17 protein-coding genes are annotated in these 16,296 nt (G+C 43.3%); 5 read left to right on the forward strand and 12 right to left on the reverse strand.

The genetic code is table 11. The annotated features are described in order from the left end of the window. Window positions 1-30 precede the first annotated feature (30 nt). From N518_RS0103795 to N518_RS0103805, 3 genes are all read left to right on the forward strand, one after another. Window positions 31-1,176 carry an HlyD family secretion protein gene (locus tag N518_RS0103795; protein ID WP_005027655.1) on the forward strand — a complete coding sequence of 382 codons (1,146 nt, stop codon included), beginning with the start codon at window positions 31-33 and terminating at the stop codon, window positions 1,174-1,176. Window positions 1,177-1,278: 102 nt separating this feature from the next. Continuing rightward, the gene (locus tag N518_RS0103800; RefSeq protein WP_026443994.1) at window positions 1,279-2,175 is read left to right on the forward strand and encodes a 1-aminocyclopropane-1-carboxylate deaminase/D-cysteine desulfhydrase; all 897 of its coding nucleotides are present in this window, start codon (window positions 1,279-1,281) and stop codon (window positions 2,173-2,175) included. 31 nt (window positions 2,176-2,206) lie between these two features. Continuing rightward, window positions 2,207-3,406 (forward strand): NAD(P)/FAD-dependent oxidoreductase, encoded by a 1,200-nt coding sequence (locus tag N518_RS0103805; protein WP_005027659.1) that lies wholly within the window; start codon window positions 2,207-2,209, stop codon window positions 3,404-3,406. Window position 3,407: 1 nt separating this feature from the next. On the opposite strand, the gene N518_RS17195 is transcribed toward N518_RS0103805, so the two are convergent. The 4 genes from N518_RS17195 to N518_RS0103825 all read right to left on the reverse strand — a co-directional run bounded on the left by N518_RS17195 (window position 3,408) and on the right by N518_RS0103825 (window position 6,546). Then, window positions 3,408-3,554 (reverse strand): hypothetical protein, encoded by a 147-nt coding sequence (locus N518_RS17195; RefSeq protein WP_005018703.1) that lies wholly within the window; start codon window positions 3,552-3,554, stop codon window positions 3,408-3,410. A 146-nt stretch (window positions 3,555-3,700) separates the two neighbouring features. Next, window positions 3,701-3,907: a hypothetical protein gene (locus N518_RS0103815; protein ID WP_026443995.1), complete on the reverse strand. Its 207-nt coding sequence runs from the start codon at window positions 3,905-3,907 to the stop codon at window positions 3,701-3,703. Between the two features lie 78 nt (window positions 3,908-3,985). Beyond that, complete coding sequence (locus N518_RS0103820) at window positions 3,986-5,947, reverse strand: mechanosensitive ion channel (RefSeq protein WP_026443996.1); 1,962 nt, start codon at window positions 5,945-5,947, stop codon at window positions 3,986-3,988. 272 nt (window positions 5,948-6,219) lie between these two features. Continuing rightward, entirely contained in the window at window positions 6,220-6,546 is a 327-nt protein-coding gene (locus tag N518_RS0103825; RefSeq protein ID WP_026443997.1) for a hypothetical protein, read from the reverse strand. A 156-nt stretch (window positions 6,547-6,702) separates the two neighbouring features. Here N518_RS0103825 and N518_RS0103830 point away from each other — a divergent pair, with 156 nt between their 5' ends. Further along, a complete protein-coding gene (locus N518_RS0103830) occupies window positions 6,703-7,125 on the forward strand; it encodes a hypothetical protein (protein WP_005018694.1) in 423 nt (140 codons plus the stop codon). A 26-nt stretch (window positions 7,126-7,151) separates the two neighbouring features. Here the strand turns inward: N518_RS0103830 and N518_RS0103835 are convergent, their stop codons facing one another. Then, on the reverse strand, window positions 7,152-7,913 hold the full coding sequence (locus N518_RS0103835; RefSeq protein ID WP_005027669.1) for a ferredoxin--NADP reductase: 762 nt from the start codon (window positions 7,911-7,913) through the stop codon (window positions 7,152-7,154). 85 nt (window positions 7,914-7,998) lie between these two features. Between N518_RS0103835 and gigC the strand changes: the two genes are divergently transcribed. Next, window positions 7,999-8,880 (forward strand): LysR family transcriptional regulator GigC, encoded by an 882-nt coding sequence (gene gigC / locus N518_RS0103840; protein WP_026443998.1) that lies wholly within the window; start codon window positions 7,999-8,001, stop codon window positions 8,878-8,880. A 284-nt stretch (window positions 8,881-9,164) separates the two neighbouring features. Here the strand turns inward: gigC and upp are convergent, their stop codons facing one another. From upp to nuoI, 7 genes are all read right to left on the reverse strand, one after another. Continuing rightward, the gene (upp, locus tag N518_RS0103845; RefSeq protein WP_005018688.1) at window positions 9,165-9,800 is read right to left on the reverse strand and encodes a uracil phosphoribosyltransferase; all 636 of its coding nucleotides are present in this window, start codon (window positions 9,798-9,800) and stop codon (window positions 9,165-9,167) included. Window positions 9,801-9,920: 120 nt separating this feature from the next. Then, window positions 9,921-11,414 carry an NADH-quinone oxidoreductase subunit NuoN gene (nuoN, locus tag N518_RS0103850; protein ID WP_005018687.1) on the reverse strand — a complete coding sequence of 498 codons (1,494 nt, stop codon included), beginning with the start codon at window positions 11,412-11,414 and terminating at the stop codon, window positions 9,921-9,923. A gap of 3 nt (window positions 11,415-11,417) precedes the next feature. Next, complete coding sequence (gene nuoM, locus N518_RS0103855) at window positions 11,418-13,025, reverse strand: NADH-quinone oxidoreductase subunit M (RefSeq protein ID WP_005018684.1); 1,608 nt, start codon at window positions 13,023-13,025, stop codon at window positions 11,418-11,420. A gap of 1 nt (window position 13,026) precedes the next feature. Then, complete coding sequence (gene nuoL / locus N518_RS0103860) at window positions 13,027-14,919, reverse strand: NADH-quinone oxidoreductase subunit L (protein WP_026443999.1); 1,893 nt, start codon at window positions 14,917-14,919, stop codon at window positions 13,027-13,029. Continuing rightward, the gene (gene nuoK, locus N518_RS0103865) at window positions 14,916-15,224 is read right to left on the reverse strand and encodes an NADH-quinone oxidoreductase subunit NuoK (RefSeq protein WP_005018679.1); all 309 of its coding nucleotides are present in this window, start codon (window positions 15,222-15,224) and stop codon (window positions 14,916-14,918) included. Before nuoK ends, nuoL begins: the two co-directional genes overlap by 4 nt. Further along, window positions 15,217-15,741 carry an NADH-quinone oxidoreductase subunit J gene (gene nuoJ, locus N518_RS0103870; RefSeq protein WP_171053883.1) on the reverse strand — a complete coding sequence of 175 codons (525 nt, stop codon included), beginning with the start codon at window positions 15,739-15,741 and terminating at the stop codon, window positions 15,217-15,219. Before nuoJ ends, nuoK begins: the two co-directional genes overlap by 8 nt. After that, window positions 15,741-16,283 carry an NADH-quinone oxidoreductase subunit NuoI gene (nuoI, locus tag N518_RS0103875; RefSeq protein ID WP_005018674.1) on the reverse strand — a complete coding sequence of 181 codons (543 nt, stop codon included), beginning with the start codon at window positions 16,281-16,283 and terminating at the stop codon, window positions 15,741-15,743. The genes nuoJ and nuoI overlap by 1 nt, the downstream gene beginning before the upstream one ends. Window positions 16,284-16,296: the final 13 nt, after the last annotated feature.

The following is a 16,296-nucleotide window of genomic DNA, read 5'->3' on the forward strand; positions in this document are numbered from 1 at the left end:
TGATATAAAAACAGAATTTGAGTTATATCCATGCCAGAAGACCAAAATAAAACTGATCAACAGACAGAACCGGTAGCACAATCTGAACAGGTTGAGCATGAAAAGACTGAAGCTCCTGCTACACCTCAACCTTCCAGCAAGCTGATTCCAACCAGACATTCCACTTTATTCTGGATGCTGCTTGTTTTAATTATTGGTATTACAATTATCTTATGGGCCTGGCATTTAGGTCCGTTTCATACAGCAATCGAACGTACTGATAACAGCTATGTTAAAGGGCAAACAACTATTTTGTCTTCTCAAATTAATGGCTATATTCAGCAGGTTATGGTCAAAGACTTTGACTATGTCAAAAAAGGGCAACCTTTACTCAGAATTGATGCGAAAACTTATGGGGAACAAGTTGTCCAGGCAGAAGCTGCGGTAGAACAGGCAGAAAACAATCTGGCTAACCAAGAACAGGCAATTGCCCAGCACCGCGCCGATATTGCAGCAGCTCAGGCGCAGGTAGAACAGGTCAAAGCACAGTATGAACTAGCGCGTAGCCAGCTACAGCGCTATCAGCAGCTTGGTAATAGTGGTGCTGCCTCTAAAACAGAACAGGATAGAGCCGCAGCTGATGTAAAAAATGCACAAGCACAGCTTAGACAGGCTGAGGCAAATGTTGAGGTCGCACGTGAAGCATTGAAAACTGCTCAAGTGGCCCAGATTGGTCTGAAAGCACAGGTCAAAAATGCACAGGCACAACAAGCACAGGCTCAGACCACCCAAAATTATAGTCTGATCAGTGCTCCAATGGACGGCCAGCTTGGGGAGGTAAACCCGCGTGTGGGGCAATACGTTGCTGCAGGTTCACAGCTGTTATTTCTGATTCCAAAACAGACTTGGGTTATTGCCAACTTTAAAGAAACCCAGATTGCCAATATGAAAGTTGGTCAGAAAGCAAGTTTTACAGTAGATGCTTTGAATGATCGTCAGTTTACTGGTCGCGTAGAACGGATCGCTCCAGCAGCCGGTTCAGAATTTAGTGTAATTAAGGCTGATAATGCTACAGGCAATTTTACCAAGGTGGTACAGCGTATATCGGTACGGATTGCAATTGATCCAAATCAGCCAGGAATTAAGGATTTGCGTCCGGGTATGTCCGTAATCAGTTCAGTTGATACCAGCTCATAATGAGCTGTTTAAATAACTACCATGTAACAGCAGTGAACTGCCTTTTTAGCTACAACAGTTTATGATTGTTTTATCTTAGTCTAGTCTATATTGCCAGTTTTTATGCTTGACCTTTTAGCTCAGCCTGTACCTTACCAGACTATTATTCAGCACGCTCAACTGAGCTTAACTGTCAAGCGGCTAGATCTGGTTCATCCAGAAATTTCTGGCAATAAATTTTATAAACTTAAAAACAATATCCATTTTGCTCTGGCAGAAGGATTCAAACAACTTCTGACTTTTGGAGGCGCTTTTTCGAATCATATTGCTGCTACCGCCGCCGCAGGCAAACTTGCCGGTTTATCTACTATAGGTATTATCCGGGGAGAAGAACTGGCTCAGCGTCCGTTTAATCTAACCCTTATGCAGGCCCAAGCAAATGGCATGCAGCTCTATTTTATAAGTCGTCATGAATACAAATACCGGGCTGATCAGGCCTACCTGCAGACGTTACAGCAACGTTTTCCTCAGGCTTATATCATTCCAGAAGGCGGTACCAATTCACTCGCTGTAACTGGGTGCAAGGAAATCCTTTCTTCACAAGATCTGGAAAACTATGATGTTTTCTGCTGTGCGGTGGGTACTGGCGGAACTATGAGTGGCTTGATTGAAGCCAGTTCAGAACAGCATCAGGTCTTAGGTTTTCCAGTGCTAAAGGGAGATTTTTTACAAGCAGAAATCACTCAATGGACTAACAAAACCCACTGGCAGCTGCTACAGGATTATCACTTTGGTGGTTATGCTAAAATTACGCCTGCGCTGCTCGACTTTATACAACACTTTAAGAAAGCTTATAGTATTCCTCTTGAACCAATCTATACGGCAAAAATGCTATTTGGACTAATAGATCTGATTCAAAAAAATTATTTTCAACCTCATACCCGTATTCTCGCCATTCACAGTGGAGGATTACAAGGTTTCCCTCTACCTCCTGAATCTTTTTCTGAAAATCGACTATAATGCCGAGCTTTTTTATGACTGGGAATTACTGATGGCTGCAGCATATTATGATGTGATTGTTATAGGTGCCGGCGCATCTGGACTAATGCTCGCAGCTTTGGCTGCCAGACGGGGGCGTAAGGTTCTGGTTGTAGAGAAAACCAATAAAGTCGGCAAAAAAATTCTTATGTCTGGTGGCGGTAAATGTAACTTTACCAATTTATATGTCGAGCCTGAACACTACATTTCCCATAATCCGCATTTTGTTATCTCTGCTCTATCCCGCTATAGCAACTGGGATTTTATTGGACTGGTGTGTGATTATGGTATTGAGTATGAAGAGCGCAAGCATGGACAGCTCTTTACCTTAAACGGCGCCAAAGATATTTTAAACATGCTGCTCAGCGAATGTAAAAAAACAGGGAATGTTGAAATTCGAAGCAGCTGTGAAGTCAAAGCGGTAAATCCACTTTGTGAAAACAGCTTTGAAGTTATCACAGCACAAGGTCAGTTTAATTGTGAATCTGTTGTTGTAGCTTCTGGTGGTTTGTCCATTCCTACACTGGGTGGTTCAGGTTTCGGCTATGAACTGGCAAAACAGTTTGGTCATTATGTTTACTCTACCCGTGCAGGCTTAGTTCCTTTCACCTTTAGTGATCAGTTCAAGGAAGTGACTACCCGTTTAAGTGGTAATGCACTGGAGGCAACTCTAAGTAATTCCTTAAATACTTTTACTGAGGCCCTGTTATTTACCCATCGCGGTCTAAGTGGCCCAAGTGCCCTACAACTGTCTAATTATTGGTGTAATGGTGAAAGCTTTCAGATTAATTTTCTGCCGGGAACAGATATAGCGATATGGTTAAAACAAAAAAAGCAGTCGCAGCCTAAAGTTCTGCTCCGTACATTACTTAATGAATATATGGCTAAAAGTATTGTAGTAGAGCTACAGAACTTGATTTGGCCTGAAGAATCTGAAATTGGAATTGGTAATTTAAGTGACCAGAGACTAGAAGAAATCGGTGAGAATCTGCAAAATTTTAGTGTTAAGCCTTCTGGCACAGAAGGTTACCGTACCGCTGAAGTGACTTTAGGTGGGATAGACACGACTGAAGTTTCATCCAAAACTATGGAAAGTAAAAAACAGAAAGGGATTTATTTTATTGGTGAAGTGTTGGATGTCACTGGCCACTTAGGGGGATATAACTTTCAATGGGCATGGGCTTCTGCCCATGCTGCCAGTCAATATGTATAAGTTATTCGAGATAATCTGTACGTAATAAAATGATCTGGCGTGTCTGCTGTAAACGGTTAATGGTTGCCTCCATCTTGTTTACAGCAAGCCTCATTGAACTTGGTTTTTCTGTTTTAAACATTGTATCTAAAAGATTTTTAATTAACATAACAGTTCCTTGTTTAGATTTTTATTGAATAGCTAAGTACTATTTTTTCTTTAAGTCTTCATCATATATAAACTGTTTCCTCAGCACAATTGGGGCCCTACAAAATTTACCATATTTTCATGACGATATTTGGTCTTAAAGATTTTTCAGAACTCCTCATGCTTCTGTTCTGGACATTTTATCTTTGAATTATGTTCGGACTTATTTTCGGTTACATTCTGTTTATGACTTAACTCAGAATTTTTCTTAAAGATAAACTTATAAGCCGCACTTAAAAAACCTGTAGTAATACTGGCAATAATTAATGGTGCAAGAACCTTGTTGGGTGGACGTCGCTCCGGATAGTTTTGCATTATTTTTATACTTCTCCTGTTATGAACTTAAAAAGAAAGGCCACGCTCAGGTGACCCATCTTTTATTCAGATCAAAGCTTATTTTTGATCATCTTTCTTTTCTGGATTTTTGTTAGCATCTACATTCGGCTCAGCTTCACCTGTAGAGCCAAATGGATTATTAGTAGGCAGATTTACTGGGTTAACCCCTACTGAATCAGGCGTAACCTGATCAATGCCAGAGGCTTCATTATCACCATATGGTGCAGTCGTTAATGTCGCCGGAGTAGTATTTGACAAATCTGTACGCATTGGCGCATTGGTATCATTATCGGTATCTGGCATAAAAGTTCCATTCTCCGCAGTTTTAGTTGTGCTGTCAGTTACCTGAGACGAAGCCCCATCCATAGATAATTCAGATGATTTAGCAGCTGAAGTATCTGTACCTTGAGATGAAGTCATTGACGGGCTAGTTGCAGGGGTGTGAGCAGCTGTAAATGAACCAGTGGTTGAAGTCATTGTTGAACTGGTAGTACCGGAGTCATTATTTCGTAAAGGATTTGGATGGTTCGCCTCACGTTTCGCTTTATCAATCAAGTCAGTCAAAACACGTTCAGCCGGTTGGCGTCCACCTAAACCAAAGGCTAGAGCAAATGCTACTGCCACCGCACCCAGAGTTAGACCAAAAGCAAGGTTTACAATAGAGTCGGCAATGCCCATTGCACGTAGACCCATAGCAATTACCAGACCCATGATTAATACACGAACCAGGCAACCTAACCAACGTGAACTATTGTATTCACCACGTTCAACAACATTCGCTACTATATTGGCCAGCCAGAAACCTACTACCAAAATTACTGCACCTAGTAGAATATTGGCACCAAAGTAAATGAACATGGCAATCAGCGCGCTGACTTGCTCAAAACCAAGACGGTTTGCTGCTTCAGACAGAGCAAACAGCATAGTGAAGAATACAATTAGGTAACCAACAATACTGGATACTTTGGCATTACCCATGAAACGCTGAACACCAACCTTAGCTGGTAGTTCATCTGCACCTGTACCGGCAATCAGTTCAGCAACCAGACGGCCAACAAAGCGTGACACGATGTATGCCAGAATCAGAATCAGGCCCGCAGCAATAATATGCGGAATTGCATTCATGATTTCATAGAGCATCGCAGTTGCAGGTTGAGAAATACTTTGTATACCTAGTGCTTCAAAAGCTACAATCAGTGCTGTAATCATAATGATTGCAAACACGAATGAACCAAGGAATCCAGGTAAATTAGAATTTTTAAATAAACCTACTTTTTGTACCTGAGTCTGCAAGTCAAGGCTGTTAACCAGACCTTCTACAATACCACGAACAATTTTGGCCAGAATGTAGCCTGCAAACAGGATGATAGCTGCCATGAATATATTAGGAATATATAGCGCAGCTTTATTAACAAGGTTTTGAACTGGCACCAAGAGGCCATCCAGTCCCAGAATAGAAAGGACAATTGGCAGGAACAGTAAAAGGATTAACCAGTAAATGATATCAGCAATATTTTTACTGATAGGACTTACACCGACATCATTACTCAACTTTTCATCAAGTTGTGTACGGGCCAGTACTTTGGTTAAACCGGTACGCACCAGACGTGCTACCAGCCAGCCAATAAAGCCTACCGCGATTGCTGCAATCAGATTAGGAATAAATACCAGCACTTGACTGATCATATTACTAAACGGACCGCTGACGCTATTGATATTCAGAACATTTAAAGCAGCAATAATGGCAATAATTAAAATAAACCAGAATACAATACGTGAGAAAAGTCCCTCATAATTCGGAGACGTTCCTGTAGTTGTAGTGTGCCCTGCTGCATTAGATAATTTATGATTGGTATTCATTTTTTGCAGAAGCTTTTTAACTCCGGCAGCAATGACCAATGCAATAATCCAGCCCAGAATTAATATCACAACCGCCGCAATAATGGGATGGAATTGATCCCAATAGTACATTGCATCAAAACCCGGACCTCGGGCTCCTCCAGCATAGTAATCATTCATTTTGTTATGCCCTCTTGTTATGCTTCAATTTGCTTGTTTTAAAGCGTTTTAAGTTGTTAAGAATGTTTAGAAAGCTAGGCTTATATTCCTTTTCAACATATTTTGTGGACAATGTTTATTCAACTACAGTGAGCATAAATACAACAAATCGTCAGTAAAAGATTGCAAAAAAGCCCTAATGTATACACATTAAGGCTATAGGCTGAGGTGACTTAAGTGGATAGCAATATTTAAACAGCCGCCACTATAGTCTGATCCTCGTCTAGCTAGCCTTATTGACCATGGGCAGAGCCAGTACCGGTATCATGAGCTGCTGCTGTACCGCCAGTATCTGTTGCCGTACTGTTGTCTACTGCCGTCGCTTCGGTATTACCGGCTACTGCTGGGGTTGTATTGTTCATGGAAGCTTGTTCCATTTCTGCATTAGGATGCTGTGGGGGAGCCTCAGAAGAATCCGGATCACGGTCGCCAATCATATAAACCACTAAAGCCGCCAGAAAAATACCTACCGCAATAAGAATATAAATAGGTAAACGGTTTTTTTTTGCCGTATCCTGTGGGCCATTAGTATGAGGCGGTTTATTAAAATCGTGTTGCATAGTCATTCTCTTATTCTTATGGCTTGGATTTTCATCATAACAAGCACTTATGTTGTATTGTGTGAAAAAGCATAGTGGGAACGTGTGCAATGTTTCTAAGTTGTAGTTAAAAATGCGCTATACTATTGGGCCAAGTTTTATGCATTCTGTTTATTTATGGCATATCGTCTACAGCGTACCTCACTGGATCTAGACACCGATGTTACGCATCAGTGCTATTTACATCATACGCGTGACCTGCACCTGATCGGGATTATTGAGTTTAGCAAGCCTAGCTATGTATTAAAGTGGGGCGATCTAGAATACTTTCGGCGTCGTACTGAAGAATTTTCAGTAATGCCATTTCCCGATTGTGTAAATGCGATGATCATTGATATTCGTAATATCAGTGCATTTCTGGATCAGGAAGTGCCTATTATTCCTTGGCGCCTGCTTGAAGAAGACTGTCCAATCCGGCTGGTGGTCCCACAAGACCGTATTGAACATTATTCAGGGATATTTGAACCGACTTGGCTCAGTTCAGATGTTGACAGTGCAATTCAGGAGATCCGTGAGTTTGTAGATATGTTTGTACATTAAACATATCTATCTATACTTATTATCCCTTACCAGTAATTTTCCACCGCAATATTTCCCTCACCCCGACGATTCATACTGAGCCCACGCCGTTTCAGTGCCTCCTTGGTATCTTCTACCATTTGCGGATTACCACAAAGCATTACATGACTGGTCTCAGGGTTAAATTGCAGCCCTGCCGCAGCTTCCAGTGCACCATTTTCAATAAGTACGGGCAAACGTTCATGTAATCGGGCATTTGGGTCACGGGTGATAACTGGTATAAAATGAAAGCCTTGATGCCCTTCCCCAAATATTTTGGCCATTTCCTGAATGCGGTCTAGATAAGCTAACTCGGCCTCTGTACGTACACTGTAGACCAGCTGAATTGACTGATATTTAGTCCAAGTTTCAAAATCCTGTAGCATTGATAGAAACGGCGCCAGACCAGTTCCTGTGGCAAGCAGCCATAGATCTTTAGGCAGTGGCAACTGATAACGTGCCAAAGTCAGATATCCATAAGGAATCTTTTCCAGATACAGCTCGTCATTTACTTTCAGGTACTGTAGCTGAGAAGTAAAAGCCCCGTCAGGCACAACAATCGAGAAAAATTCCAGAGTTTCATCAAAAGGTGAAGAAACAATTGAATAAGCGCGTACGATCAGCTCATCTCCAACTTTTAAGCCTATACGCGCAAACTGGCCGGCAGTAAACTTGAAATGTGCAGGTCGTGTCAGCGTAAAACTGAACAGGTTAGAGGTCCAGCGCTGTACTGATAAAACTTTTTCCTGAGTAAATTTTTCAATTGACATGATTTCTACATGGCATGAGAGACTGTGCTCATGGTAGCATGACCATCTATTTATTTTATATTTTTTAAACGTTAAGGCTTCATTCATGCGTATGACATTACGCCAGCTGGCGGTTTTTGTAGCAGTTGCTCAAGAGGGTACCGTCACCCGGGCAAGCGATGCCGTAAAACTGACTCAAAGTGCAGCCAGTATGGCACTGGCAGATCTGGAAGATGGTTTGGGTGCCCCCCTGTTTGACCGCTTAGGTAAACGTCTACAACTGAATGATCTGGGACGTTTCTTGCTTCCGCAAGCTTTAGAAATACTAGGTCGTTGTGAGTCTTTTGAACAGGCTGCTAAAGGTGAACTACAAAGTATTGATTTGCGTCTGGGTGCGACCTTAACGATCAGTGATTATTTAATGCCTGATCTGATGGCTGGCTTCTTGCAGCTTCAGCCCCAAGCTCATCTACAGCTTCAGGTAGGTAATACCCGCCAGATGATTGAAGCTGTAAATCAGTTTCAGCTGGATTTGGCACTCATTGAAGGCTCATGCCATTTACCCCAACTGCAATGTATCCATTGGCGTGATGATGAGCTTGCTGTCTGCTGTGCACCTGATCATCCATTGGCACAGCATAAACAACCGCTGAGTCAGAAAGATTTTTTAAATGCTGAGTGGATTTTGCGTGAAGAAGGTTCAGGTACCCGTGAAGTATTTGATAATAGTATTTTGCAGGATCTACCTGATGCAAACATCCGTTTAACGCTTGGGCATAATGAAGCCATTTTAAAAATAGTTGCTGGTGGTATGGGGGTTTCCTGTATTTCCAGACTAGCTATTGAGCCTCTTCGTGAAAAAGGTCAGTTAGTCATACTAGATACACCCTTCTGGCAGTTAACGCGCCCTCTTTTTATGCTGGTTCACCGCCAGAAATATCAGGGTCCGGGTTTAAAAGCATTTATGCGATTTTGTGAAGAGAAATAAAAAAAAGCGCCTTAAGGCGCTTTTTTTGATCAGTCTACATCATTTTCATTAGCTATATTCTTACTGTCTTTCTTATTTTGGAGCAATTTTTGAAAAAATCTCATTTTTTAGCAGGAATTCATCTGGCTAATATCACGCTCATTCTAGCCAGATTAAGCGGGTACAGGCCTTTGCTATAATGTTACACTCTTAACCTTAACAGCATAATTTGCAGTATTTCAAATTTAAAATATTCTAATAAAAAAAGAGGCTTTCGCCTCTTTCTTACCTCGACAGCAAATATTTTAGTCTTTTTGTACTGAACCAAAAATCTTGTCGCCTGCGTCCCCTAAACCCGGCACAATGTACCCCTGTGCATTTAGTCCTTCATCAATTGAAGCAGTAAAAATACGCACATCTGGATGAGCATCTTCTACTTTCTTGATTCCTTCAGGCGCTGCAACCAGGACCATCACCCGGATATCTTTACAGCCACTGGCTTTAAGGACATCAATTGCAGCCACTAGCGAAGCACCTGTGGCCAGCATTGGATCAATAATCATGGCGATACGATTTTGTACATCTGGAACCAGTTTCTTATAGTAAGTCCGCGCTTCTAATGTTTCTTCATCACGTTCAAGCCCCAATACAGAAACTTTGGCGCTCGGAATCAGGTTTAAAAAACCATCCAGCATACCAATGCCGGCACGTAAAATTGGTACTACGGTAATTTTTTTACCGGCAATACGTTGAGTTGTAACTGGTCCTGCCCATCCTGCGATTTCATGGTCAACTACTGGCAGATCCTGTGTTGCTTCATAAGTCAGCAGCATAGTAACTTCCTGAGCCAGTTCACGGAAATTCTTGGTGCTGATATCGGCACGACGCAAAAGACCAATTTTATGACGGATTAATGGATGTCGGATTTCTTGAATGGGCACGGGAGAACACCTAAAGAATAAGTTTTAGTTGGGGGCATTATAAATGTTTTTTATATCTGAAATAAGCAAAGCCCCCAATGTCTGGGGGCTTTTTTTGTTAAATCCAATAATTTTTAAGAATTATTGCTGACTTAACATGAAGTGGATTGGAGATAAAATCTCGGCTTGGAGCGCAAGCTTGATCATCGGATCTGGATAGATACCCAGGAATAATACCAGCACAGCTGCACCAAGAACCATTAAACCGCCGACTTTCTGGCCCCAGTGCTTATCTGCATCGATACGCGGTGTCTCAGGCGGCGTCATATACATAACCACCATTACACGCAGGTAGTAATATAGACCAATACCTGAACCTACAATCACCATTGCAGCCAAGAACCAGTGCTGGGTAGTAACTGCTGCCATAACTACAAGAAACTTACCAATAAAGCCTGCAGTCAACGGAATACCGGCTAAAGACAGCATCATGACAGTTAAGGTTGCAGTCAGAACCGGACGGCGCCAGAACAGACCTCGGTAATCTGCCAGTGATTCAGCTTCATCCAGATTATTATATGGACTCGACATCAGGGCAACAGCACCGAAAGCGCCGATCGTAGTTAATACATAAGTAATCACATAAACGCTTACACTGCCCAGACTTACATAGGTCATGCTGACCAGTGCAATCAGCAGATAACCGAAATGTGAAATCGATGAATAACCTAGAATGCGCTTTAAGTTTACTTGACGAACTGCCAGCAGGTTACCGACCAGAATCGATAAAACTGCAATAATGGTAATAATAGTCACTAGTGACTCAATCAGGATCGCACCTGAAGTGAGTATATAGCGCACAAACAGGCCAATAGTTGCTACTTTTGCTGCGGTAGCAAGGAAGGTTGCCATCGGTGCTGGTGCACCTGCATAAACATCAGGCGTCCATTTATGAAATGGCGCCAGCGATAGTTTAAATGCAATAGCAAAGATAATCAGTCCCAGACCAATAATTACCATTGGTTGCTGGATTGCCTGCATGAGTGCCTGTACAGAGTCATAGAATGACAGTGAGCCAGTATAAGCATAGATATATGCCATACCCATCAGTAGCATAGCTGAAGCAGTAGCTGACAGCACCAGGTACTTCACACCAGATTCAAGAGAACGGGCGCGCTGATGTGTATAGGCCAGCAAACCGTAAACCGGAATTGACATCAGTTCGAGGCTGATAAAGAAAGATGCATAGTGACTGCTTGAAACCATCAGCATTGCACCAACCACTGAAGTCAGTAGCAGAATATACAGCTCTTCACGGTTACTCTTATAGGTCTCGATATAAGCATGAGACAGTGTTGAACAGGCCAGTGCAGCGATCAAGATCAGTAACTGGTACAGCATGGTAAATGGATCAACCATAAACATGCCCATAACATTCGCCGGTACAAAATGACCACCGAACATTTCCATCAGGATATAGATGACGGACAGGTTTAAACCCACTACTGTGGCAGTAGCAATCAAGTTATGGTTACGTTTGATTGCCGTGAGGATCATTACCACGATCGCAGTTAAGGCCACGATCATCACAGGAGCTAATGGCATAAGCTCGGAAAATGACATTGTGAAGTTCATGGCTTATTGGATCTCCACATTTTCGAGTTGAGTCGACACCTGCTGGGTGACATCAACGACTTCTTGAACAGGAATGTAGCTATTTGCTAACCACGCCATACTTGAGTTGGACACATCAAGGAAAGTTTGTGGATAGAGACCAAGCCAGACTAGACCTAGCGCACAGATCAACAGAATTACCATTTCACGAGCATTCAGATCTTTTAATGGATGTGAATAATGCTGCTTTTGTTCTTCATTTGGCACACCAAATAAAGCTTTGTGAATCAGGATTAAACCGTACAGACCGGCAAATACCAGACTGACTGCTGCAAGAATTGTAAATACTGGGAATTTTGCATAAGAACCCATCAGGATCAGGAACTCACCGATGAAGTTACCCAAACCAGGAATACCGACTAACGCTGCCACGAAGAACATCAGGAAGAATGGCAGATACTGGAACTGACCGCGAATACCGCCCATCAGACGCATATCACGTGTATGCAGACGCTCATAAATCTGGCCACACATAATAAACAATGCAGCAGACGACAAACCATGAGCCAGCATCATGATCATCAGACCCTGGAAGGTCAGGATATTACCGGCATATAGCGCCAATAACACAAAACCCATGTGCGAAATGGAAGTGTAAGCCAGCAGACGCTTCATGTCTGTTTGCTGGAAAGCACACCATGCGCCGTAAAAAATACCGATCAAACCAAAGATAATAGCGATATTGGCAAAATCTGCAGATGCTGCCGGAAAGAACGGAATAACAAAACGGAGCAAACCATAAGCAGCAGTCTTAATCAGGATCCCTGCAAGGTCAACCGAACCTGCTGTAGGCGCCTGAGCATGGGCATCTGGTAACCAGCCATGTAACGGGAATACTGGCAACTTGACCGCAAACCCGATAAACATACAGATCATAAATGCGTATGCAACTGAAGGCAGCTGAGTGTCCAGTGCATTGGCAACGCCCAGCAGATAGTTATAGCTGAAGTTGATGGTACCGGTCATCATATAACCGTAAATCACCAGCCCCAGAATACCGATCAGCATGATCAGGCCTGCAACCTGCGTATAAATAAAGAACTTGGTTGCCGCATAAACACGCGAACGTCCATTTGAACCTTTATGTCCCCAAAGTGCGATCAGGAAGTAGATCGGCACCAGCATCATCTCCCAGAAGAAGAAGAACAGGAACATGTCGATAGCCAGAAATACCCCGATGACTCCACCTAGAGACCATAATAAGTTCAGGTGGAAGAAACCAACATTTTTCTGGATTTCACCCCATGAACAGCCTACTGCCAGCACACCAAGAAGTGCTGTCAGGCCGACCATGAGTAAAGAAAGTCCATCTACTGCCAAATGAATATTGATACCCAGGGTTTGAATCCAAGGTAGTGCAAACTCTGCAGACCAGGTTGGAACCTTCTGGCCCAAGCTATAGTCATAAGTACCAGTCTGCCAAAGAGCAATGGTCAGGCCCAAAGTAACGAGCATGCCAATTAAAGCAATCCAGCGTGGTAGATGTTGGTCGAGCTTGTCGACCAGCCAGCAAATAAAACCTGCAATGAACGGAACAAGGATCAGCGCGGGTAAAATTAAATTGTTTTCCATTTTATTTCCCCACTACCTGAATCACGATCAGGATCATCAGCAACACCACTACCCCGAGTGACATGCTAGATGCGTATTCACGTAGCAAACCGGTTTGACGAGAACTTGTAAAGCTGTTGCCGCTTTTAACTAGCGCAGGCAGAACCAGCCACAGACTGTCAATCGGATCACGACCCATGATCTTCGCGATGAGCAAATATGGTTTTACAAAAACAAGATGATAAAGGGCATCGAAGCCAAAAGCATTACGCCAGATATTGGCAATACCTGTACCAAACGATGTATTGGCAATGCTTTTTACGACATTGTAAGCAAAAGCAAACAGGATAATTCCCACGATCAGACCAGCAATTGCAACACCGCTTGCTAGATGCTCGGCATGTGCAACCGCATCTTCCAGTGTTTCAGGAATACTAAATGCAGGAATAGCTGTAGCCAGAAGCTTATTTACTGGACCTTGCAAGAAGTAACCCAAACCGGTTGACAACGCTGCAAGGATTGCCAGCGGACCCCAATAGGTCACTCCCTTGATTTCATGCGCATGAGTCTTCTCTTCACCAAAGAATACTACCCAGATCAAGCGGAATGTATAAATTGAAGTGAGGAAAGCACCCACTACCCCTACCCAGTACAATGTATTATAAAGTGGCAGGTTGGACATGGCTGACTGTGCATAAACTGCACCAAGGATCGCATCTTTAGAGAAGAAGCCCACGGTCACAATTGGTAACGCTGCCAGTGCACCACCACCAATAACAAAGCACCAGAACACAAATGGAATTTTCTTGCGTAAGCCACCCATTTTGAAAATATTCTGTTCATGATGACAAGCCAGAATCACTGCACCTGAAGACAGGAACAGTAATGCTTTAAAGAAAGCATGTGCCAGCATGTGGAACAGCCCTGCTTGATAAGCTTCTGCACCAACCGCCATAAACATATAACCCAACTGACTCATAGTTGAGTAAGCCAGAATACGTTTGATATCGGTCTGTACCAAGGCAGCAAAACCAGCAACCAGCAAAGTAACCGCACCAGTAATGGAGATAAACTGCATCACTTCTGGTGCCATTTCCATTACAGCAAACATACGGCAGGTTAGGTAGACACCTGCGGTTACCATAGTAGCGGCATGGATCAGTGCAGAAACAGGTGTTGGACCTGCCATTGCATCTGCAAGCCAGGTTTGCAGTGGTATCTGTGCAGATTTACCGGCTGCTCCAAGGAATAACATTAACGCAGTCCAGATAGATAGTGACGAGCTTAGAGTCATGACCTGAGCTGCATTTGCCACGATATACTGGATATTTAATGTTCCGAACTGTTGATAAAGCAGGAATAATGCAATCAGCAGGAATACGTCACCTACACGAGTCACGGTAAAGGCTTTAATTGCCGCCCAGCCATTAGCAGGATTCGAATAATAAAAACCGATCAGCAGATATGAACACAGGCCCACGCCTTCCCAGCCCAAGAATAAAAGTGCCAGGTTATCGCCAAGTACTAACAACAACATGCTTGCTACAAACAGGTTGAAGTAAGAGAAAAAGCGTGCATAACCTTCTTCACCACGCATATACCACGAAGCAAAGATATGGATCAGAAAACCTACCCCAGTAATCATACCGGTCATCAGTAAAGATAGACCATCCAGATGTAGACTAATGCCAGGAGCAAATGTACCAACACTGAACCAGGTCCACAAATGCTGAGCCTGAGCCACTGAACCATTACCTACAAACTCTATACCAGCAATCAGTGCGATCAGAGCAGACAGGCCTACTGAGCCTGCACCGATTACTGCAGAGATATTTTCAGAAAGCTTATCGCGTCCCGCCGCCAACAAGAGAAAACCGATTAGCGGGAATAATACTGTCAAATATAAATAGCTCATCCGCGCATCTCACTAGCAGCATCCACATCCAGATGATGGAAGCGATGATAAAACTGAAGGACGATCGCGAGACCGATACAAGCCTCTGCTGCTGCCAAGGTCAAAATCAGGATAAACATAATCTGTCCATCCGGCTGTGCCCAGGCACTACCCGCCAATACAAATGCCAATGCTGCTGCATTCATCATGACTTCAAGGCTCATTAACATAAACAAAAGGTTACGTCGTACCATTACACCATAAAAGCCCAGTGCAAAAAGAATGGTTGCGACAATCAAACCATGTTCTAGAGGGATGTTACCCATTATTGTTTTCCTCTTCTGCACCCGGTTCACGTCGACCAATATGGAATGCAGCAACCAGCGAAGCCAGAAGCAGCATTGCGGCAACCTCAACCAATAATAAATAATGTGTAAAGAGTGACTGACCTACAGCCTTGGGTCCGATAATTTCACGGCCGAGCGTAGCACCTGCAGTAGTGTATTCACCACCGAGCATCCACACTAAAATCAGTCCCATCAGGAATGACATCAGTGCCGGGTAGGCCCAGGCAGATGAGTTTAACCATTTACGCTCCTGCTCCATGGTTTGCTGTCCCAGATTCAGCATCATAACCACGAACACGAACAGCACCATAATGGCACCTGCATAAACGATCACTTCAAGTGCACCAGCAAACGGCGCACCTACGATCAGAAAAATACCTGCTACTGCCAGAAGTGAAACAATCAGGCTGAGTAAAGCGTGTACCGGATTGGTGTTGGTTACCACACGAATCGTCGAGATAATGGCCACAAGAGCCATCAGATAAAATGGCCACATCATGGTAATAGACTCCGTACATCAATAGGTGCACTTTCTTTTTGTGCCTGACCTTTGTCTTTGCCTTCGATTGCCATACCTGCTACACGGTAGAAATTATAGTCAGGATATTTGCCAGGACCAGAAATTAGCAGATGTTCTTTTTCATAGACCAGATCCTGACGAACATATTCACCAAGTTCAAAGTCAGGTGTCAGCTGAATGGCTGTGGTTGGGCATGCTTCTTCACACATACCGCAGAAGATACAACGTGAAAAGTTGATACGGAAAAATTCCGGATACCAGCGGCCATCTTCTTTCTCTGCTTTTTGCAGTGAAATACAGCCTACCGGACAGGCAACAGCACACAGGTTGCAGGCAACACAACGCTCTTCACCATCCGGGTCACGTGTCAGAATAATCCGCCCACGATAACGTGGCGGTACGATCTGCTCAGCAGGTACTTCCGGATATAAAATGGTGTCACGTTTACGTCCGACATGGGTGAAGACCATCCATAGCGTACGAACAATTGACCCAACTCCAGCTAGAATTTTATACATTTTTAACTCCCTG

The sequence above is a fragment of the Acinetobacter sp. UNC436CL71CviS28 genome (assembly GCF_000620525.1).
Taxonomy (GTDB): domain Bacteria; phylum Pseudomonadota; class Gammaproteobacteria; order Pseudomonadales; family Moraxellaceae; genus Acinetobacter; species Acinetobacter radioresistens.

Coding starts and splice junctions, on each gene's coding strand:
- nuoJ (WP_171053883.1), bottom strand. CDS start 15,741: ATGTGGCCATTTTATCTGATGGCTCTTGTGGCCATTATCTCGACGATT.
- nuoI (WP_005018674.1), bottom strand. CDS start 16,283: ATGTATAAAATTCTAGCTGGAGTTGGGTCAATTGTTCGTACGCTATGG.
- N518_RS0103805 (WP_005027659.1), top strand. CDS start 2,207: ATGGCTGCAGCATATTATGATGTGATTGTTATAGGTGCCGGCGCATCT.
- nuoM (WP_005018684.1), bottom strand. CDS start 13,025: ATGGAAAACAATTTAATTTTACCCGCGCTGATCCTTGTTCCGTTCATT.
- N518_RS0103795 (WP_005027655.1), top strand. CDS start 31: ATGCCAGAAGACCAAAATAAAACTGATCAACAGACAGAACCGGTAGCA.
- N518_RS0103820 (WP_026443996.1), bottom strand. CDS start 5,947: ATGAATGATTACTATGCTGGAGGAGCCCGAGGTCCGGGTTTTGATGCA.
- nuoK (WP_005018679.1), bottom strand. CDS start 15,224: ATGGGTAACATCCCTCTAGAACATGGTTTGATTGTCGCAACCATTCTT.
- N518_RS17195 (WP_005018703.1), bottom strand. CDS start 3,554: ATGTTAATTAAAAATCTTTTAGATACAATGTTTAAAACAGAAAAACCA.
- gigC (WP_026443998.1), top strand. CDS start 7,999: ATGCGTATGACATTACGCCAGCTGGCGGTTTTTGTAGCAGTTGCTCAA.
- N518_RS0103815 (WP_026443995.1), bottom strand. CDS start 3,907: ATGCAAAACTATCCGGAGCGACGTCCACCCAACAAGGTTCTTGCACCA.
- nuoL (WP_026443999.1), bottom strand. CDS start 14,919: ATGAGCTATTTATATTTGACAGTATTATTCCCGCTAATCGGTTTTCTC.
- N518_RS0103800 (WP_026443994.1), top strand. CDS start 1,279: ATGCTTGACCTTTTAGCTCAGCCTGTACCTTACCAGACTATTATTCAG.
- N518_RS0103835 (WP_005027669.1), bottom strand. CDS start 7,913: ATGTCAATTGAAAAATTTACTCAGGAAAAAGTTTTATCAGTACAGCGC.
- N518_RS0103830 (WP_005018694.1), top strand. CDS start 6,703: ATGGCATATCGTCTACAGCGTACCTCACTGGATCTAGACACCGATGTT.
- N518_RS0103825 (WP_026443997.1), bottom strand. CDS start 6,546: ATGCAACACGATTTTAATAAACCGCCTCATACTAATGGCCCACAGGAT.
- nuoN (WP_005018687.1), bottom strand. CDS start 11,414: ATGAACTTCACAATGTCATTTTCCGAGCTTATGCCATTAGCTCCTGTG.